20 protein-coding genes are annotated in these 20,492 nt (G+C 37.9%); 15 read left to right on the forward strand and 5 right to left on the reverse strand.

Annotation, left to right across the window (positions count from 1 at the left end; translation table 11 throughout):
* Nucleotides 1-621: 621 nt before the first annotated feature.
* Together AACU98_RS00225 and AACU98_RS00230 are read left to right on the forward strand one after the other, a co-directional pair.
* Nucleotides 622-1,134, forward strand: a complete 513-nt coding sequence (locus AACU98_RS00225) for a bactofilin family protein (RefSeq protein WP_004248516.1) — start codon at nt 622-624, stop codon at nt 1,132-1,134.
* Nucleotides 1,135-1,208: 74 nt separating this feature from the next.
* A complete protein-coding gene (locus AACU98_RS00230) occupies nt 1,209-1,769 on the forward strand; it encodes a GNAT family N-acetyltransferase (protein ID WP_041701199.1) in 561 nt (186 codons plus the stop codon).
* Here the strand turns inward: AACU98_RS00230 and AACU98_RS00235 are convergent.
* A complete protein-coding gene (locus AACU98_RS00235) occupies nt 1,747-2,094 on the reverse strand; it encodes a nitrous oxide-stimulated promoter family protein (protein WP_161735325.1) in 348 nt (115 codons plus the stop codon). The two genes, AACU98_RS00230 and AACU98_RS00235, sit on opposite strands and share 23 nt — an antisense overlap.
* A 184-nt stretch (nt 2,095-2,278) precedes the next feature.
* On the opposite strand from AACU98_RS00235, the gene AACU98_RS00240 reads away from it, so the two are divergent.
* Nucleotides 2,279-2,524 (forward strand): DinI-like family protein, encoded by a 246-nt coding sequence (locus AACU98_RS00240; protein WP_012368173.1) that lies wholly within the window; start codon nt 2,279-2,281, stop codon nt 2,522-2,524.
* A gap of 112 nt (nt 2,525-2,636) precedes the next feature.
* Here the strand turns inward: AACU98_RS00240 and AACU98_RS00245 are convergent, their stop codons facing one another.
* Together AACU98_RS00245 and AACU98_RS00250 are read right to left on the reverse strand one after the other, a co-directional pair.
* On the reverse strand, nt 2,637-2,876 hold the full coding sequence (locus AACU98_RS00245) for a YecH family metal-binding protein (RefSeq protein ID WP_004248513.1): 240 nt from the start codon (nt 2,874-2,876) through the stop codon (nt 2,637-2,639).
* Nucleotides 2,877-3,020: 144 nt separating this feature from the next.
* Nucleotides 3,021-3,236: a DUF465 domain-containing protein gene (locus AACU98_RS00250; protein WP_004243991.1), complete on the reverse strand. Its 216-nt coding sequence runs from the start codon at nt 3,234-3,236 to the stop codon at nt 3,021-3,023.
* Between the two features lie 263 nt (nt 3,237-3,499).
* On the opposite strand from AACU98_RS00250, the gene eco reads away from it, so the two are divergent.
* Nucleotides 3,500-3,979, forward strand: a complete 480-nt coding sequence (eco, locus tag AACU98_RS00255; RefSeq protein ID WP_004248511.1) for a serine protease inhibitor ecotin — start codon at nt 3,500-3,502, stop codon at nt 3,977-3,979.
* A 62-nt stretch (nt 3,980-4,041) separates the two neighbouring features.
* Here eco and AACU98_RS00260 read toward each other — a convergent pair whose 3' ends face one another.
* Nucleotides 4,042-4,479, reverse strand: coding sequence for a universal stress protein (locus tag AACU98_RS00260; protein WP_004243989.1), 438 nt, complete (start codon nt 4,477-4,479; stop codon nt 4,042-4,044).
* 540 nt (nt 4,480-5,019) lie between these two features.
* On the opposite strand from AACU98_RS00260, the gene AACU98_RS00265 reads away from it, so the two are divergent.
* Entirely contained in the window at nt 5,020-5,937 is a 918-nt protein-coding gene (locus AACU98_RS00265) for a cation diffusion facilitator family transporter (RefSeq protein ID WP_004243988.1), read from the forward strand.
* Between the two features lie 75 nt (nt 5,938-6,012).
* Here the strand turns inward: AACU98_RS00265 and ghrB are convergent, their stop codons facing one another.
* Complete coding sequence (gene ghrB, locus AACU98_RS00270; protein ID WP_017827165.1) at nt 6,013-6,972, reverse strand: glyoxylate/hydroxypyruvate reductase GhrB; 960 nt, start codon at nt 6,970-6,972, stop codon at nt 6,013-6,015.
* A 431-nt stretch (nt 6,973-7,403) separates the two neighbouring features.
* On the opposite strand from ghrB, the gene galE reads away from it, so the two are divergent.
* From galE to AACU98_RS00320, 10 genes are all read left to right on the forward strand, one after another.
* Complete coding sequence (gene galE, locus AACU98_RS00275; RefSeq protein ID WP_004248507.1) at nt 7,404-8,420, forward strand: UDP-glucose 4-epimerase GalE; 1,017 nt, start codon at nt 7,404-7,406, stop codon at nt 8,418-8,420.
* A gap of 48 nt (nt 8,421-8,468) precedes the next feature.
* Nucleotides 8,469-9,527, forward strand: a complete 1,059-nt coding sequence (locus AACU98_RS00280; RefSeq protein WP_004243985.1) for a UDP-glucose--hexose-1-phosphate uridylyltransferase — start codon at nt 8,469-8,471, stop codon at nt 9,525-9,527.
* 111 nt (nt 9,528-9,638) lie between these two features.
* The gene (gene galK, locus AACU98_RS00285) at nt 9,639-10,811 is read left to right on the forward strand and encodes a galactokinase (RefSeq protein ID WP_161735327.1); all 1,173 of its coding nucleotides are present in this window, start codon (nt 9,639-9,641) and stop codon (nt 10,809-10,811) included.
* Nucleotides 10,798-11,868, forward strand: a complete 1,071-nt coding sequence (galM, locus tag AACU98_RS00290) for a galactose-1-epimerase (protein WP_012368169.1) — start codon at nt 10,798-10,800, stop codon at nt 11,866-11,868. The genes galK and galM overlap by 14 nt, the downstream gene beginning before the upstream one ends.
* Before the next feature lie 179 nt (nt 11,869-12,047).
* Nucleotides 12,048-13,058, forward strand: a complete 1,011-nt coding sequence (locus AACU98_RS00295; protein ID WP_004243980.1) for a substrate-binding domain-containing protein — start codon at nt 12,048-12,050, stop codon at nt 13,056-13,058.
* A 376-nt stretch (nt 13,059-13,434) separates the two neighbouring features.
* Nucleotides 13,435-15,069 (forward strand): sodium/sugar symporter, encoded by a 1,635-nt coding sequence (locus AACU98_RS00300; RefSeq protein ID WP_004243978.1) that lies wholly within the window; start codon nt 13,435-13,437, stop codon nt 15,067-15,069.
* A gap of 237 nt (nt 15,070-15,306) precedes the next feature.
* A complete protein-coding gene (locus AACU98_RS00305) occupies nt 15,307-17,346 on the forward strand; it encodes an IreA family TonB-dependent siderophore receptor (RefSeq protein WP_060555585.1) in 2,040 nt (679 codons plus the stop codon).
* A 110-nt stretch (nt 17,347-17,456) separates the two neighbouring features.
* On the forward strand, nt 17,457-18,284 hold the full coding sequence (locus tag AACU98_RS00310) for an alpha/beta hydrolase (RefSeq protein ID WP_017627946.1): 828 nt from the start codon (nt 17,457-17,459) through the stop codon (nt 18,282-18,284).
* 358 nt (nt 18,285-18,642) lie between these two features.
* Complete coding sequence (locus AACU98_RS00315; protein WP_004248501.1) at nt 18,643-19,809, forward strand: MFS transporter; 1,167 nt, start codon at nt 18,643-18,645, stop codon at nt 19,807-19,809.
* 124 nt (nt 19,810-19,933) lie between these two features.
* On the forward strand, nt 19,934-20,492 hold a 559-nt coding region (locus AACU98_RS00320), incomplete at its 3' end, for a DUF1287 domain-containing protein (RefSeq protein WP_161735329.1).

The following is a 20,492-nucleotide window of genomic DNA, read 5'->3' on the forward strand; positions in this document are numbered from 1 at the left end:
CATAAAAATTAACGTCTATCATAAAAATGGCCAGTAATGTATCAAGAAATTAGTCTTAAAAATAGACGGTAGTTTATTTTTGTGACTAATGTCTCATATTTTATCTGTGATGGTTTTATTGTTGTTTTGTTAGCTCTCCTCCATTTGTTGAAGATTTTTGAATAATCAAGTTGTTATCAATAGATGCGATTAGCTATATGTTAATTCGTGTTATAAATTATCATCATTATAGGATGGGAAAGTGTGCATCTTATTCATAAATTAGCAAAAAATTAATTGTTATCTCTTTTTTATCTACTTATAAATCGACCTTTTCCCTAAAAAGCAAAGCCCAAAATTGGGGATGATATATGGCGTTATTATCGCCATCGACTTGAATAATTATTTATTAAAATAATAAGTAGAGCTGGTGTATTTATTATCAGGGAGGTTCAGATATAGCTAATTATGGATAATAAGCGAACACAGCGGGATATTATATTTAGCATAATATGGATTATTTGGTCATATGCATTAATGGCTTTTTGGCGATATCAAATAGCTGGTGAGCTTTTGATCACCCTTATCCTAATTTTTAGCATTATTATTTACTCTATAACTTTGAGGTTAAAAAAAACGGCAATGTTTAGTCGAAAAACAGAAACACCAAAAGCCGCGGAGCCTATTGCTCCAGTTATGGCAGAAGAAAAAAAGCCTATGCCGGAGCAAAAATTGTATACCATTATTGCTAAAGGCACTGTATTTCAAGGTGATATTAACGTTGATGGTGATATTCAAATTTGGGGTAAAATTTCAGGGAATATCAATGTAAAAGATGGCGTGATCCGTGTTATGCATGCGGGTCAAGTTGAAGGGGAATTAACGGCACCAGACATCATTATTGATGGTTTTGTTAAAGGTATTTGTGCCGCAAACAATCTTGATATTCTAGAGCATGGTGAACTACGTGGCACTAGTCGTTGTGGCAGTATGTCAATTAAACGTGGCGGTGTCTTTACTGGACAATCTGAACAGGTTGAACACCAAGCTAAAGCCGTTGCACAGCAACGTGTTGTATCTATTAAAGAAGGTACAGTTAATACCAATAAAGAGTCTGTAACTGCAGAAAGTAAACTAAAAGAAAATAAAAAATAAAAGCGATTCTCTTTTTATTACTTATGATCTGTTTTATTTTATCATTATTATCCTAACTAATTAGAATGAGAATAATGATGGAATTGGCTACTCCTCGATTACGTTTACGAGAATGGCGTGAAAGTGATAAAGCGCCATTTTTTTTACATATTAACGCCTCAGCATCGGTGATGCGTTATTTCCCTTCACCACTTACCCGCGCAGAAAGCGATGCAATGGTTGATACATTGCGTGATAAATTTATTCAGCAAAATGGTTGGGGATTTTGGGCCGTTGAATTAAAAGAGACGCAAGAGCTTATTGGCTTTGTTGGATTAAATATTCCTAATGCCCCTTTGCCTTTTAATCCGTGTGTTGAAATAGGTTGGCGTATTGCACAATCTCATTGGCGTAAAGGGTACACTTATGAGGCGGCCTTAACAGTATTAAAATATGCTTTTGAACAGTTGAAACTGGAAGAAGTGGTGGCATTTACCGCCGTGACCAATTTACCCTCAGAAGGGGTGATGAAAAAACTCGGTATGAAGAAGTCTGAATATTTTATGCATCCATCTCTAGATAAAACACACCCTTTAGCACAACATGTATTATACCGATTAAAAAAAGCAGACTTTATTTTCCCGATAAATGTTTAGATTTTTTAGCCGGTAATGCAGGGACGGGTTTCTTATCATCAATAAGATGTCTAATTGCTAAATAGGGATGATAAATTAGCATTCGAGGCCCCGCCCAACGCATGACTTGTTTCATTGCTGCTCTTTTTACTGGCTGATAGCAGTGAATTGGGCATTGTTTGCAGGCGGGTTTTTCCTCACCATAGCGACATTTATCTAGTCTTTTATAAGCATATGTCACTAATTGCTGATAATACTCGGGGTCGGTATTAGGATGCGCTCGTTCATACAGAGCAACCATTTTTTGGATGGTTTGCTTCTCTCGATTAATTTTTTTACCTGACATGGTACTCTCACTTCTTATTGTTGCATTTAAAATGCATTTTATCATAACGCATGACTGGGATGATAAATTAATTGGCTATTTTTAAGGCAAAAAAAGAAAAAATTTTGCAAAAATACTTTTCTTTTTTTTGATTATATAATACTGTATTTATATACAGTTTATTTGCCTTGGTATGGTGAAAATAATGCGTGTGGAAATTTTATTTAACAAACAATCTAATGTCACTGACTCACTATTTCCGCTGTTAGAACATGAACTAAGAAAAAAAATTATTCCTATTTATCCTGATATGCAGTTTCGTATCGCTTTTAGTAGCATGAATACGATCCAAGTCACGGGCGTAAAAGATGAAGCTAAGCATGAGCATATTATGGAGTTAATTCAAAGTGTTTGGGAAGATGATAGTTGGCTCCAAACGAATGATGATTAACGACCAATTAAGTTAAACAGAGATTGCCAGAGCATCTTACTTTTATTGATCAGATAGATAGTTAACAACATGCCAAACATGTTGCTTACTGGCAATCTACTTATTGATATTACTAATGGCGACAAATTTTGTTTTCACTGGTAGTAAAACCGCCATCAGCAGCAATAAATTTTCCTTTTTTTTCTAAAAATGCCACTAATTCGGCCGCTGTCATATTCTCAGCAGAACAGGTATGAAAGCGCGCTTCTTCCCCAAAACGTTGATGAATTGCCTCGATAAGTGATCTTTGCGTAAACGCCACTTTTGATGAAAGGATCATATGTAATACTTCATGACCATGTATAGATGCCATTTGTTAGCCCTTAATTATATAAGATGTATTTATTATGCATCTTTTTAGGAGGGAAACTTTGTTTTTAATCATAAAAAAGCGATGACAAAAGGTCATCGCTTCAGGTCGCTGATAAATAATATTTGCGCCGTAGTAAAGAACGGTTTATTTCTCAGCTTGTTGAAGTATTTTTTGCATTTCATCTTTTAGATAGAGTTTTTCTTTTTTTAGTTTTGCAACTTCATCATTGTAGCCTGCGCCATTAGGTCCTTCTAATTTAGCAATTTCTTGATCAAGTCGATGGTGTTTATCATAGAGAGCTTGGAAACGAGGATGGGTATTTTTTAACTGAGAAACCAGTGATTGTCTTTCTGAGAACATATAACCTCCTAATGAAAGAAATTGCGATCTCTATTTCAGTATAATCATAGATAGCTGATCTGCACGTTAGTGCATCACAAATTTACATTTCATCAATAAAAGAATGAGTTCTTTAAAAATTATCAGAATAATCCTCTCAGAGAGAGATCTGCTAAAGTGTTAGCATCTATATTATAAAATGCTAGTATTAAGATGATTACTAATAAAAATATCTAAGCAAAATTTGTTAACAGCGATTTGGCGCTGTGAATATGGAGAAAATGATGAATAAAGTAATTTTATCTTTGGTTGCAGCGATGTCTTTGTCTGCTTGCGCACAAGCGGTTGATAGTTTAGAAAAAGTCGCTCCTTATCCTAAAGCAAAGGAAAATCAAATTCGTCATGTTATTGAGTTAGAACAAAAAGAAAACGAAGGCAATTACCAAGTTGAGTTGATCGTGGGTAAAGAGATGATGGTTGATTGTAATCGTCAATGGTTTGGTGCTGAGTTAGATAAAAAAGATCTCGAAGGTTGGGGTTATGATTACTATATCGTAAGCGACTTAAATGGCCCAATGTCTACGATGATGGGTTGTCTTGATAACACTAAAAAACCCGCCTTTGTTCAAGCTAATATGGGGCAAGCGGCATTTATCCGCTATAACAGCAAATTACCTATTGTTGTCTATGCACCAAAAGATGTAGATGTGAAATATCGTGTGTGGTCTACTTCTGACGAGGTTAAAGATTCAACAAAGAAATAATGATTGATCTTTAATGATTATTGAGTGGAAAGCCCTTTGTTTTCAAAGGGCTTTTTTTACAACTAACGGATCACTAATACCGACATTTTTGCATGGCGAACAATAGATGATGCTGTTGAGCCTAATAAGTAGGAAGAAACATTAGGACGATGTGAAGCAATAGCAATTAAATCTGCATCGATTTGACGTGCATACTCTAAAATTTCATCTTTTGCATTACCAACACCGACATTGCAAACAATTTGCTCATCGGGAATTTTCGTATCTTTGATCATATCTTGCAGAGCAATAAAAGCGAGGCGAGTGCGCTCTGAAGAGTCTTTAAATTTTTCAGGAATAGCGGCAAACTCAATACCGAAGAAAAGTTCTGCATTTGGAATAACGGTGAGGAAGTGGATCTCGGGTTTGCCAACTTGAGCAATTTGTTCAATGTGAGTGATCAGTTCCTGAGAAAGCTCGTCTTCTAGAATATCGATAGGAACTAGAATTTTTTTGTACATTACAAACCTCACTTAACGTTAGTTTTAAAATATAACTCTATTATCACTGAATATAAAAAATATAGCTGTGATCTACGTTCTAAATAAGAGTGAGAATGATTATTCTATCACTTAATTATTTATATTATAGTAATAATTAGTGCTTTTAAAATAAAAAGCTAAAAAGGCAGAATAAAACTATATCAATCTTAACTTATTGACAGGTATGAGTTAAATAAGATGATATTTAAAATAAAAGTTTTTTAATTAGCCATCTAGAGGAAAATGCACAAAAGAATGATTATCAATTATATTATTGTTCTGTATCTATAGGATTTTATTGGTAATTTTTTAGAGACTTAATCAATAAAGTATGGCATATTAACCGTTAATAGCATCTCAATATGATGTTTGGACAGCAATCTTAGTCCCTAAACAGGATTGTTATTCAGAGTCGTCCTTTATCCTCACCAATGAGTTATGGAACCTGAAATAACCTATGGAACTCTATTCGTTATAAACAAATAGGGTAGGCTATTTATACAGAATAAGATTATTATTATGACACATAATCACATTGATGATATTGAGTTGAATATGGCTGAGAAAACACAATCTGACAAATTCAAAGCGGCCAAGAAAAGCACATTGGTCAGTGTTTTTGTTAATATCTTTTTATCCATATTTCAAATCACAATTGGTTTCTTCTCACATTCCCAAGGCTTAATTGCTGATGGTATTCATTCACTGTCTGATTTAATTGCTGACTTCGTGGTGTTAATTGCGAATAAAGGCAGTCAAAAGCAACCCGATGCCGATCATCCTTATGGACATTTTCGCTATGAGAATGCCGCTTCATTAGTGTTAGGGACGATTTTATTGATTGTTGGTTTGGGAATGATATTTTCTGCTATCCATAAAATGTTAGATCCTTCAATCATTCCTGATGTTCATAGCATCGCGCTTTATGTGGCTTTATTGGCATTAGCGGCTAAAGAAGGGTTATTTCGTTATATGTTAGCTGTAGCCAAAAAAGTCGATTCTAGTATGTTAGTGGCAAATGCTTGGCATGCGCGCTCAGATGCCGCCTCTTCTTTAGTGGTTGCAATAGGGATCATTGGTAGCCTTGCTGGATTTAAATTCTTTGATCCACTAGCAGCACTTATTGTCGGGCTATTTGTTGGCCGTATGGGATGGCGTTTTACCTATCAAGCTTTGCAAGATCTCATGGATAGAGGCGCTGATGAAGAAACACTTGAACAGATCACCAATACATTAATCACCACACCAGGAGTACAAGGGGTACATGATTTAAAAACCCGTCGTGCAGGTGATTATTTATTAGTTGATGTCCATTTAGAAATTAAAGGCGAATTAACGGTCAATCAAAGTCATGATATTGTGGTCAATGCCCATGATAGAGTACTTAAACAGCATGCACAGATTTTAAGTGTGATGATACACGTCGATCCTGCTTAATTTAGCGTTAACTATTTGATAGTTTAAAGGTAATAAATTGTATTTATTACCTTTTTGTTTTTATTCTTTGCTTAATTAAAAATTAACACAGTTTTCTTTTACATTATCGGTTAATGCAGCAATCAGATTGTCAACGGCACATTCAGCCATTGCATAGCGAGTCTCTTTAGTCGCAGAGCCAATATGGGGTAAGGCGACAACATTTTTCATAGTTAAAAGTGGTGAAGAGGTTGGCAGTGGCTCTTGCTCAAACACATCTAATCCGGCTCCAGCTATTTGTCGCTGCTCTAATGCGTTAATTAATGCTTTTTCATCAACCACGGCACCGCGTCCGGCATTAATTAGATAGGCGTCAGCTTTCATTAATGCAAACTGTTTTGCGCTTAACAGATGATGAGTTTCTGGCGTTAGCGGTAAAGTAATGCAGACAAAATCGGCTTGTTGTAAAAGCATCTCTAGGGAACAAAATTTAGCATTAAAATGCTGGTTAACATCGTTATATTCAGTACGAGAATGGTAAATAATATCCATATCAAAACCGAAGTGGGCGCGTTGTGCTAATGCTTTACCGATACGCCCCATACCAATAATTCCCATGGTTTTATGGTGAACATCAGTACCATACCAATCCGGCGTAATACTTTTTACCCATAAACCTTGTTTTATATTATCGGCTAGTTCAGGAATACGACGAGAGACGGCAAGAACAAGCGCCATCATTGTATCAGCGACAGTATCAGTTAATACCGTAGGTGTATGCATCAATTTGATATGACGTTCAGTGAGCGCGGCAACATCCACATTATCATAACCGACAGAAATCGTTGATACGGCTTTTAGTTTTGGCGCTTTTTCAATAAAGTGTTTATCGATATTACCGCCTGCACCTAACAATCCTTCAGCATGAGCGAGGGTGGCTTTAAAATCGGCACAATCGAGAGAGAGCGCGTTAAACTGTTTTACCTCAGCAACGGCAGATAATTTTTGTTGCAGTTTTTCTGGAAGCGGTTGATAAAGTATTACAACGGGTTTCATAGCGTTCTCCTAATTGGTATTAACTAATAGATATAAATCACACTCTCTTCTCTTCAATTCATCTATTGAGGCTACTCTTAATTTCACTGTAAAGCATATTAGCGTGGATGTTAATAAGGTATGATAAAAACCAATTAATATCAGTTTTATCATATAATTAAAGTATTCAGTATAATGTAATCGTTTACTTTTATGGTGAAGAGGGCACTTCTCTCTAAAATAACTATATAACGATTATTAACAATAATTTGCTGTAATACGGTTATATTAGGTCGTTTTTATTAAATAATTAAGGAATAAGAAAAGCGTGTAAACGTTTACACTAAATGTCGGTTTGATCACGAAATTAGTTTGTTGAACTTGTTAAACTCTGAGGCAATCAACAAAACCGCTTGACGCTTTTCATTTGAAATAAATCAAAAGAGGTGAATGTGGAAATTTTAGTTACGGGTGGAATGGGATATATCGGTAGTCATACATGCGTGCAAATGTTAGAAGCAGGCATGACGCCTATTATTTTGGATAACCTCAGTAATGCAAATGAAGAGGTACTTAACCGAATTGAAGCATTAACAGGAAAACGCCCACTGTTTTATCAGGGGGATATTCGTGACGAAAAACGACTGGCCACAATTTTTACTCAGCACTCTATTCAATCAGTGATCCATTTCGCTGGATTAAAAGCGGTAGGTGAATCTGTTGAAAAGCCCATCGAATACTATGACAACAATGTTAACGGTACTTTGGTGTTAGTTCGTTGTATGCGTGATGCGGGCGTAAAAAGTATTATTTTCAGCTCATCAGCCACGGTTTATGGTGATCCTCAAACTGTGCCTATTACTGAAGAGTCACCTGTTGGTGGCACTACCAATCCTTATGGCACCAGTAAATATATGGTCGAGCGTATTTTGTCTGATCTCTATATTGCAGATGAGAGTTGGTCTATCAGTTTACTGCGCTACTTCAATCCAGTAGGTGCTCATCCATCTGGCACTATGGGGGAAGATCCTAAGGGTATTCCTAATAATTTAACGCCTTATATCTCGCAAGTTGCGATAGGTCGTCGTGAAAAAGTCGCGGTATTTGGTGATGATTACCCAACAAAAGACGGTACTGGTGTACGTGACTATATCCATGTTATGGATTTAGCTGATGGTCATATTGCCGCCTTAAATGCGTTAGGAGAAAAAGCAGGGTTACATATCTATAACCTAGGTACAGGGAATGGCACCAGTGTGATTGAAATGATTGAAGCATTTCGTAAAGCCAGTGGTAAAGCAATCCCTTATGAAATTCAGCCACGTCGCCCGGGAGATATCGCACAATGTTGGTCAAGTCCTGCCAAAGCAGAAAAAGACTTACACTGGAAAGCCATTCGCTCTATTGATGATATGGCAGCCGATGCTTGGCGTTGGCAATCACAAAATCCTAACGGTTATCTGAAATAGATCATAAAAACGCTATCAGATAATCTTTAATAAATAAGAGAGAAGATTATGTCAAAACTGATTTTTGATCCCGTTGAGCATCCTCATCGTCGTTATAACCCTTTGACTGGGCAGTGGATATTAGTTTCACCCCATAGAGCAAAACGACCATGGAATGGCAAAGATGAAAAACCTCAGATAGCGACACTTCCCTCTTATGATCCACATTGTTATCTGTGCCCAGGGAATACCCGAGTTTCGGGTGATAAAAATCCTGATTACACAGGCACTTATGTTTTTAATAACGATCACTCTGCATTATTGACAGACCAATATAGTGTTGAAGTATCCGATAATCCACTCTTCCAGACTCAAGCAGTGAGAGGGATCAGTCGTGTTGTTTGTTTTTCCCCCGATCATAGTAAAACTATTCCCGAATTACCTATTAGTAGCCTACGTAAAATCATTGATACTTGGGATAACCAAATAGAAGCGCTAAGTAAAGAGTATCTATGGGTACAAGTATTTGAAAACAAAGGTGAAACAATGGGGTGCTCTCAACCTCATCCTCATGGGCAAATATGGGCGAGTGATTTTTTACCTAATGAATTAGCACGCAAAGATAGCCAATTAAAAGACTATTTTAATCAATATGGCCGTAATCTATTAATGGATTATGTTAAAGCTGAATCTGAAGACGGTAGTCGAACCGTGGTTGAAACTAAATACTGGTTAGCTGTCGTGCCTTATTGGGCATCATGGCCTTATGAAACCATGCTATTACCAAAAAGTCATATTCGCAGAATGAGTGAATTAACGGCTGAACAACGTGATGATTTAGCATTGGCAATAAAAAAATTAACCAGTCGCTACGATAATCTATTTCATTGTTCATTTCCTTATTCAATGGGATGGCATTTTGCACCTTCTTTTAAAGAGGGCGAAAGCATTGAGCATTGGCAATTACATGCCCTGTATTATCCGCCGTTATTACGCTCTGCGACAGTACGTAAATTTATGGTGGGTTATGAAATGTTGGCTGAATCGCAACGCGACTTAACGCCAGAGCAAGCTGCTTATAATTTACGCCAAGTAAGCGATATCCATTATAAAGAGCAAGAAAATTAGCTTAACGGGTTGATGGCGGACGCTTTTTAAATCACTACCTAGCCTAGGATGCATCACTATTATATTGATGTAACAGGTTGTTATTACTTAATTTTAAGTTAAGGATTTATTATGCAGGCACTGATTAATAATGTGACTCATTCTTTTACCTCTATTTTTGGTTATGCCCCAACACATTTTATTCAAGCTCCAGGCAGAGTTAATCTGATTGGTGAGCATACTGATTATAACGATGGTTTTGTTCTTCCTTGTGCCATTGATTATCAAATGGTAGTTGCTGCCGCTAAACGAGATGATAATCTTATTCGTGTGATTGCGGTTGATTATCAGAATGCGCAAGATCAATTCTCTCTCGAACATCCCATTGAGTTTTTACCTAATAAAATGTGGGCTAACTATATTCGTGGCGTTATTCATTTTTTACAACAAGCCAAATATGTATTTCAGGGTATGGATATTGCCATTACAGGTAATGTGCCTCAAGGGGCTGGCTTAAGCTCTTCAGCTGCATTAGAAGTGGCTATAGGACAAACAGTAAAAACACTTTATCAACTTCCTATTAGTCAAAAAGAAATTGCCCTTAACGGTCAAAAAGCAGAAAACCAATTTGTTGGATGCAATTGCGGTATTATGGATCAGCTTATTTCTGCATGTGGTGAAGAGAGCCATGCACTATTAATTGATTGTCGTTCATTAGCCACTACGGCGGTAAAAATGCCAGAAAGTGCGGTAGTGATGATCATTAACTCAAATAAAAAAAGAGGGTTAGTCGATAGCGAATATAATACGCGTCGTCAACAGTGTGAGGAAGCGGCAAAAATATTAAATGTTACTGCATTACGAGATGCGACCTTAGCGCAATTGCAAGCGAAAAAAACGCTGATGGATGATAAAGTGTATCGACGTGCTCGTCATGTGATCACCGAAAATGAGCGTACTTTACAAGCGGCTGAGTCGTTAAAACAAGGCGATCTTACTAAACTTAGTGAATTGATGGCACAATCACATATCTCTATGCGTGATGACTTTGAAATAACCGTTAACGAAGTGGATACACTGGTAGAAATTGTTAAATCAGTGATTGGTTCGCAAGGTGGCGTTAGAATGACTGGCGGAGGTTTTGGGGGCTGTGTGGTGGCGCTGGTGACTCCTGATTTAGTCGCAAAAGTGACACAAGCAGTTGAAGCCCAATATAAAAACCAAACAGGTTTAAAAGAAACTATTTATGTCTGCTCTGCAAGCCAAGGGGCGGGCTATCTGGAGATAACTAATGGCATTAAATGAAAACCGTTTTTTTAAGCCTGAACAGATGACCACACAAGCCGCTTTTGATGGTTTGCCTGCTCAAGTCGTGATTTTGACAAACCGTTTTGGTATGTCTATCTCCATTATGGATATTGGTGCGACATGGCTAAGTTGTATTGTCCCTGTGAATGGCTATCGTCGCGATGTGCTTTTAGGATCTGCAGATATGAAAGCCCATCAACAGCAAACGGCCTATTTTGGCGCAACGGTAGGGCGTTTTGCTAATCGTATTGCAGGGGCTAAATTCACCATCGCCGGAACTGAGTATCGCCTTGTTGCTAATGAAGGCAACAATACGCTACATGGTGGTAAACAAAATTTTAGCCATCGTCGCTGGACTATTGTGGCGCAATCCACACAGTCGGTCACTTTAAGCTTGCTATCCGCAGATGGCGAACAAGGATTTCCCGGTACCGTCGAAGCCAGTGTGACATATACATTAACGGATGATAATGAAGTTCATATCAATTATCAGGCTATTAGTGATAAAACGACAGCGCTGAGTTTAACTAATCATGCCTATTTTAATTTAGCTGGGGAGCATACTCAGCGAACGGCTCTTGAACATGATTTAGTTATCCACGCTTCTCACTACTTAAAAAATGGCGCGGGTAATATTCCTACAGGGGAAATTGTCGATGTGACTGGGACGGGGTTCGATTTTCGTCAATTAAAACGTATTGGCATCGATTTTATGCGAGATGAATGTCAAAAAGCCGCTAATGGCTATGATCATGCGTTTATTTTAGACAAACAAAAAATAGCAGATAAAGCATCGATTGCCACAGTTATTGCCCCTGAAGGTGAGCTTAAAATGGATGTTTTTACTACCATGCCTTCTATACAGTTTTATACAGGAAATTTTTTGGCACAGAGTAAAGGAAAAACTCGTCGTTATGGTAATTATTCGGGGCTGGCTTTAGAGACACAATATTTTCCTGATGGGCCGAATCATCCTGAATGGGGTGAGAACCAAGGTATTTTAGCTGCAAATACTCCGTGGCATAGCCAAACAATATATAAATTTTATCAGTAATAGATAAAGGAAAGTGTAAACGCTTTCCTTTTTTACTGTTTATTTGATCATTTTACTTTTTAAATTTCTTATCTTCACTGATAATCATGCCACTTGTTTTATAACTTACTCTTTTTCTTAGCCATCGATTAATGACACAAGGTTTTTAATGCAGAATAAGAGTTATTTATGAGGTGGATATGGCAACTATCAAGGATGTGGCAAAAGAAGCGGGTGTTTCTGTTGCTACGGTATCTCGGGTCATTAATAACTCACCAAAAGCGAGCCGAGCATCGATAGAGATTGTCAATTCGGCAATGCAAAAATTAGGTTATCGCCCCAATGCTGCTGCGCGAGCGCTGGTCAGTCAAAGTACCCAAACATTAGGTGTTTTGGTGCATGACGTATCCGATCCCTTTTTTGGGACCTTGGTCAAAGCGGTCGATAATATCGCCAGAAAAGCGGGAAAACATATTCTGGTGTGTAATGGTTACCATGATGCGCAAGATGAACGCCAATCTATTGAACTCTTGATCAACAGCCGTTGTGATGGTTTAGTGATCCACTCTAAGGCACTTTCTGATGAAGAGTTGTTAGCTTATGCCAATGAAGTTAATAGCATGGTATTAATTAACCGTTTTATCCCAGAAATTGCGGAACGTTGTGTCGCCTTAGATAACTATAAAGGGGCATGGATTGCTACCGAACACCTTATTCGCCAAGGCCATACTCAAATCGCCTATATCTCATCCACTCACCATATTGAAGATACCAGCCAAAGGCTTGCGGGATATAAAGCTGCTTTAGCGGCTTATAATATTAGTTTGCCTGAAAGCTATGTTGAATATGGCGAGCCAGAAGGCGAAGGGGGAGAGCAAGCGATGATGCGTCTATTAACCAAGTCGATAGATTTTACAGCAGTGGTCACCTATAACGACTTTATGGCTGCAGGGGCATTATCGGTGCTTGATGAAAATGAGATCCCTGTTCCTGAAAAAATTTCAGTGATTGGCTTTGATGATGTACTTATTGCTCGTTATATTCATCCTCGGCTAACAACGGTGCGTTATCCGATACATATGATGGCAGAGCAAGCAGCAACATTAGCGTTAAAGCTTTCTCAAGGGGAAGTCCTAACCCAAAAGCAGCGTATTTACTCACCCACTCTGGTTCAGCGCAACTCCGTTTATAATTTAAGCCACCTTTCTTAATCATCCATTATACTTTAAACATGTTACAAACTTCTGATAATAGGCCCAGAAGTTTATAACAGTTTGTTTAAGCGCCTTTTTTATCTGTTTTATCGCTTAAAAATATTCTTATTATTATCTGATTATTTCTTGTAATCGTTATCAAACTCTCTTTATTTTGTTTATTTTTAGCGATGACTTTTTTCTCAATTAAAAGAGCATAAAGTGAAATCAGCGAATTTTGTTGATTTATTAGTTAAGGTAATCGTTTGTTATGTGCTTTATCGATCCGATTTTTAACATAGGCGATAAAATTGTGAACGGAGTAACGGAAAAAGCAAGTGGAAACGTTTACATTAATATTCTCTTCTCTCTATGGGTCTGAAAGGAAAATATTATGCATACAGAAGGTGTTGGATTAAGCACAATAGATTATGCAATCTTTGCCCTCTATGTCATCATTATTATTAGCCTTGGATTATGGGTTTCTCGTTCAAAAGATGGAGCTAAAAAAGGAACAAAGGATTACTTCCTCGCGGGTAAAACACTGCCTTGGTGGGCGATTGGTTCTTCTCTTATTGCTGCTAATATCTCAGCTGAGCAATTCATTGGTATGTCTGGCTCAGGATTTTCGATAGGTCTTGCTATTGCATCTTATGAATGGATGGCAGCATTGACGTTAATCATTGTTGCTAAATACTTTTTACCTATTTTTATTGAAAAAGGCATTTATACCATTCCTGAATTTGTTGAGAATCGTTTTAAAAGTCGTAATTTAAAGACGATCCTCGCCGTATTCTGGTTAGCACTCTTTATTTTCGTTAACTTAACATCTGTATTGTATTTAGGATCATTGGCGTTAGAAACCATTCTTGGTGTGCCGATGATGTATGCCATTATTGGTCTGGCACTATTTGCGGTTATCTACTCGCTTTACGGTGGACTTTCAGCGGTTGCATGGACGGATGTTGTACAAGTTTTCTTCCTGATCCTCGGTGGACTTTTCACGACCGTACTTGCTGTTAGCTATATCGGTGGTGATGGAGGAATAATGGAAGGCTTAAGTAAGATGACAGCCGCCGCGCCAGATCACTTTAAAATGATCTTAGCAAAAGAAAACCCACAATTTATGAATTTGCCAGGAATTGCTGTGCTAATCGGTGGGCTATGGGTTGCTAACCTCTATTACTGGGGCTTTAACCAATACATTATTCAGCGTGCTTTAGCTGCTAAATCTATTAATGAAGCGCAAAAAGGTTTAGTGTTTGCCGCTTTCTTAAAACTGATTGTGCCTATTTTAGTTGTTGTGCCGGGGATCGCAGCTTTTGTTATCACAACCGATCCTACGCTGATGGCAGGATTAGGAACAATGGCACAGGAGCATATCCCAACCTTAGCGCAAGCGGATAAAGCCTATCCTTGGTTAACACAATTCTTACCTATTGGGGCTAAAGGGGTTGTGTTTGCAGCACTGGCAGCAGCTATCGTTTCTTCTTTAGCTTCCATGCTTAACTCTATCGCGACTATTTTCACGATGGATATTTATAAAGAATATATTGGGCCAAAATCCTCAGAAACCCGCTTAGTTAATGTGGGACGTATTAGTGCGGTGATTGCATTGATTATTGCTTGCTTTATTGCGCCACTGTTAGGGGGCATTGATCAGGCATTCCAATATATCCAAGAGTACACAGGTTTAGTGAGTCCTGGTATCTTAGCTGTATTCTTGTTAGGACTATTTTGGAAGAAAACTAATGCCAAAGGGGCAATTATAGGGGTTGTACTCTCAATTCCTTTTGCTTTATTCCTAAAATTAATGCCACTAGGAATGCCATTCCTTGACCAAATGATGTATACCTTTATTTTCACCGCGGTTGTTATTGGTTTGGTCAGCTTAACCTCAACGAAAAGTGATGATAGCGTAGGGGCGATTGTATTAACTGATGCAACATTTAAAACCCAAAGTGGGTTCAATATTGCTTCTTATATCATTATGATCATCCTCTGTGTGCTTTATGCTGTATTTTGGTAATTAGTAATTAATTTTATTTATCAATGTATTACAAAAAAAAGCAGAGCCAATAGCTCTGCTTTTTTTGTCACTTCAATGCCTATTCAAATCTTCTTATCTTTGTTGCTCTAAATTGCTTTGATGCAGATTAAAAAATATCACTAAATTGCAAAAGAAAATTATTCTCACAGTCAATTGATTAAGATAATATTAATCATTCTCATTACTATAACCATTATTTGACTTCAGGGATTTGTTATGAAATTTAAAATAAGTGCTTTAACAGCCTGTATTTTAATGACTTCTTATTCACTACATGCACAAGAAGATAAAGTAGAACGATTAGTTGTATCAGCCTCAGGGTTTGCACAGCAACAAACAGATGCACCCGCTAGCATTACGGTAATCAACAAAGAACAATTAGAGAAAAAACCGATACACGATCTTGCTGATGCCGTAAAAGGGGTTGAAGGCGTCAGTGTGAATGGTAATGCAAATAAACAAGAAATTACTATTCGTGGCTTACCCGGAGAATACACACTGATTTTGGTTGATGGCAGACGTCAAAATAGTCGTGAATCACGCCCTAATGGGAGTGGTGGATATGAAGGTGGATTTATTCCTCCTGCGGATGCCATTGAACGGATCGAGGTAATACGTGGGCCAATGTCATCACTCTATGGCTCAGATGCGATGGGCGGTGTGATTAATATTATTACTAAGCCTGTTACTAAAGAGTGGCATGGTGCAGTTTCCATGGGGGGAACATTGCAACATAACCGTGACGCGGGAGATTCTATCAATGGTGATTTTTATCTTTCCGGCCCATTAATTGAAGATAAATTAGGTTTACAACTTTATGGTAGTAGCTACTTACGTGCAGAAGATAAAATTATGTATGGGCAAGGGCGTAACGATAATAAAAATATTACGGCCAAATTAGCTTTTACTCCTACAGATAACCAAACCATTTTATTAGAAGCTGGACGCAATTCGCTACAACGCACGACAACACCGGGTAAATCGATGAGCGAATTTACCAATCGTGGTGGACGTCTTGATAAAAACAAAATGCTAGAAACGAATAATGACCGTAACCATTGGGCATTAACTTATAAAAATCAGTTTGATATTTTGCACTCTGAGTTAAGTGTTTATCAAGAGCAAACCAAGCGTGTTCAAAAGACGGAAGGTGTAGATAAAGCGACAGGAAATAGCTACAAATATTATGAAGATCGCCGCCCTGAAATCACTAATACTGTTTTCGATGCTAAATTTACCGCATTCCTTCCTGATAATGTGATGACTTTTGGTGGTCAATACCAATATGCACGTTTAAAAGACGAATCTTCAGTCGGCGGTAAAGAGGTCAAACAATCTACGATCACCGCTGATCAAAAAGCGTTATTTTTAGAAGATGAATTTAGTGTCACTGATAATTTAGCCCTAACTGGGGGAATACGTCTTGATGATCATGAATACTATGGTAAGCACTGGAACCCAAGAGCATACGCGGTTTACCATTTAACCGACGAATTTACCATAAAAGGGGGGATTGCTAAGGCCTTTAAAGCCCCGAGTTTACGAGAAATTAGCCCTCAATATGGTACATCAACGGAAAAAGGGCGAGCGATTATGTATGGTAATCGTGACTTAAAACCTGAAACTTCGGTTAGCCAAGAAATTGGTGTTGGTTATGATAATGGTGATGGTTTTACCGCCAATGTGACCTTCTTTAATACAGAATTTAAAGATAAGCTTACCAACTACGATACGGGTGAAATCGATCCTATTACCGGATTAAAACTGTACCAATATGATAATGTGGGTAAAGCTAATATTAAAGGGATTGAAACCGCGGTTGCATTCCCTGTCGCTGATAATTGGCGAGTAAGTGCTAATTACACTTATATCAACTCTAAGCGTAAAAGTGATGACGAAAAATTAGGCTCTGGTGAATCATTAAAAGGTTATCCATTGGATATGACACCAAAACATAGCGCCAATGCGCGTGTTGATTGGCAATACGATGAAGCTACCAGTTTCTATGCCAATACTGCCTATACTGGTAAGCAAATTTGGGCGGCTCAACGAAATGGTTATACTGGCGCTCGTTATCGTAGTGGTTATACAACCTTTGATTTAGGAATGACCTATAACTTTAATAAAAATACCATGCTAAATTTAGCCGTATTGAATATTACCGATGAAACAGGTCCTGCGGTCAACGATAAAGGGGGGAACTGGGTCGTTGATGAAGGCCGTCGTTATTGGGCAAATATCAAATATAGTTTTTAATCTATCTCAATAAAGGTAAGCCTCATTTATTATGGGGCTTACTGCCATCATTTGATAATAACTTACAGAGTATCTGATTGATGAGAATACTAATGTTATGTGGAATGATAATGTTATCTTCTATTGTGCAAGCAAGACCTAATCAACAAGTTCCTCAACTCACACCACAAGTATCAACCTATTATCACATTATGGAAAAAGAGGTTGAGCATCAAGGAAAGCAGTATCGCTTTTTTCTTGCGATCCCCAAAAATACGCCTAAGACAACAGTGCTGTATAGTGTTGATGGAAATGCACAATTTCCACTTATTGTGAATGAAGCACTAGCGCAAGCGAAAAAGCCATTGCCTGTTATTGCAAGCCTAGGCTATGTAGGTGAAAAGGCCTATTTTATAGCGGAAAGAACTCACGACTATACCCCAAGAGTACATGGCGAAGCCTTTGCCAAAGGCGGTAATGTTGAACAGTTTTATCAGTTTATGGTAAGCCAATTAAAACCCTATGTACTAGCACAGACGGCGCAAGAAAACATCACTATCACTGAGCAATCACTATTTGGACACTCCTTTGGTGGCGTGTTTACGCTATATGTATTATTTAATCATCCAGACGCTTTTCAACGCTATATTGCTGCTAGCCCATCTCTTTGGTGGGGAAAAGGTGAGTGGATCACTCAAGATAAATGGCAACAGATCCCCAATAATGTTGCGGTGACCATTACATTAGGTGAATTAGAAGAAACCCCTGATTTTTCTCAAATGAGCGAAGAGCAACGCTTGCGCTATCAAACGCGTAGTAGCTGGCTTACTCCTCGGCAACTCTGTGATTATCTTACTGATGCCGGCAAAACATGCCAATTTTACCTCTTTACGGGGAAAGGACATGGCAGTTCAATCCCTGATGCAATCAAAACCGCTTTAGAACAAAGTACAGAATAAGCGTTGTTATTAACGGCTGTTTTATTTAATAAAATAGCCGCTATTCTGCTCTGTGCGCTGTTATCACAAAGGTTATAGATTATTCTCAATTTTAAAAAATAATTTGCGCCAAGGACTACTTTTTTACCGTGAAAGGACGATAATAACGGATAGGATAAATAAAATTACTCGCTAGCATTAGATTTTATAATTTTATTTATTTTTAGTAACGAGCTATATTCACGCACCCCTAACTTAGGGACGCCACCCACTGTTTTCATCACTATTGCTTTCATCTTTTCTAGATGAAAGGAGTGCCAATGTCTGGCTTCGAGAAAACAGCGCATGATTAACCGTTTTGATTGTGGAGACGAGGGTAGTGAAACAGAACACTACTTTGGTACGCAAAGGTGACAGTACATTAGTACCTGTCGCGGGTTTAACGGTATTTGCTATCGCATCAGGCTATTTAATGAGTTTAATTCCACTATCTATGGATAGTTTTGGTATTGATACTTTTTATGCTAGCTGGTTAGCAAGCATTTACTTTATTGGATTACTTATAGGTTCAGTGATGATCGAACCTATTATTGCAAAAATAGGGCATAGGCTCTCTTTTGTGCTGTTTTTATTGTTGTTAGCATTCACCGTGAGTATTTTGCCACTGTTACCTTATTTATCGGTATGGCTAGTATCTCGCTTTTTCGGTGGTATGGCGGTTGCCGGTATCTTTGTTGTAGTCGAATCATGGTTATTAATTGGTGATAATCCTAAAGAGCGAGCTAAACGCTTGGGCTTTTATATGACATCACTTTATGGTGGCACAACATTAGGTCAGCTTGCTATTGGTGCCATTGGTACGCAAGGGGCAATTCCTTTTATCGCGGTATTGGCATTGCTATTAATTGCAGTGTTACCTCCTTTGTTTTTTAAACAAGGACAACCCCAATGCCACGAGCATAAAAGTTTGTCACTTAAACAGATTAGCCGGCTGAATAAAGCTTCTTTAGTAGGCTGTATGGTTTCTGGCGTTGTGATGGGGAGTATTTATGGCATGATGCCATTGGCTTTAAATCAAGGACAATTTAACACCGACCAAATTGGGGTGTTGATGGCAGCAATTATTTTAGGTGGTATGGTTGTTCAGCCTATTATTAGCAAATTGTCGGTGATGATGAGTAAAACCCTATTATTAGCCATGATGTGCTTAGTTGGGGTATTTGCGATGGGCATGACTTATCTGTCTAATGACTATGTGGTGTTAATTATTGCATTAGCTTTATTAGGAATGTCATCTTTTGCACTTTATCCTATTGCTATCACATTAGCTTGTGATCATGTTAATGCGAGCTATATTGTGGCAATTACTCAGGTGATGTTATTAAGTTACAGCGTGGGTTCAGCAATGGGGCCATTAGGCGCAGGTATGTTTATGTCACAAGCAAGTAACGGCATTATGAACTTTTTCTTTGTCGTGTTATTAGCGACAGCTGTATATATGTTATTTGCCAGTTTACGACGCAAAAGCCATATTGTGCTTAACTAATTGCGTTAAACACTTTCATTCTTTGATATCAACCGAGTTGCTTTTAAGAGTAACTCGGTTTTTTTTATTGATGCGTCATGGTTAATTAAGATCCTTCTCATATTTTTACCCCACTATTTAGCAAATGATAAAGTCATTAAATAAAGATGATTTTAATTATCATCGATTGATACAACATGGAAATAATTCTTTGAAAATATTCATATTTAGCTTTCTCTCTCTGATTATCTTACCCATTTCTGTTTCCCAAGCGATAACACCGACACAAAATAAACAGCTGGTGGCTTATGCAACGGATCTACCTAGAGCCGTTATTTATGATCCAGCCTACCGTAAAATTAATTATCCTAATGGTGATGTGCCTGCTCATTATGGGGTGTGTAGTGATGTGATTATTCGTAGTTACCGAGGAATTGGCATTGATTTACAAAAATTGTTACATGAAGATATCAAAGCCAATTTTGCACTTTACCCTAGTAAGCGTATCTGGGGACTTAGTCGACCTGATACTAATATTGATCACCGCAGAGTACCCAATTTGGAAGTTTTTTTCTCGCGTAAGGGAAAGGTGAAACCTATTAGCAAAGAGGCGTCAGACTACTTGCCTGGTGATATTGTTAGCTGGCGCTTAGATAATGGGCGTCCTCATATTGGTCTCGTCATAGACAAGAAAAGCAGTGATA

The sequence above is a fragment of the Proteus sp. G4380 genome, assembly GCF_963885725.1.
Taxonomy (GTDB): Bacteria; Pseudomonadota; Gammaproteobacteria; order Enterobacterales; family Enterobacteriaceae; genus Proteus; species Proteus mirabilis.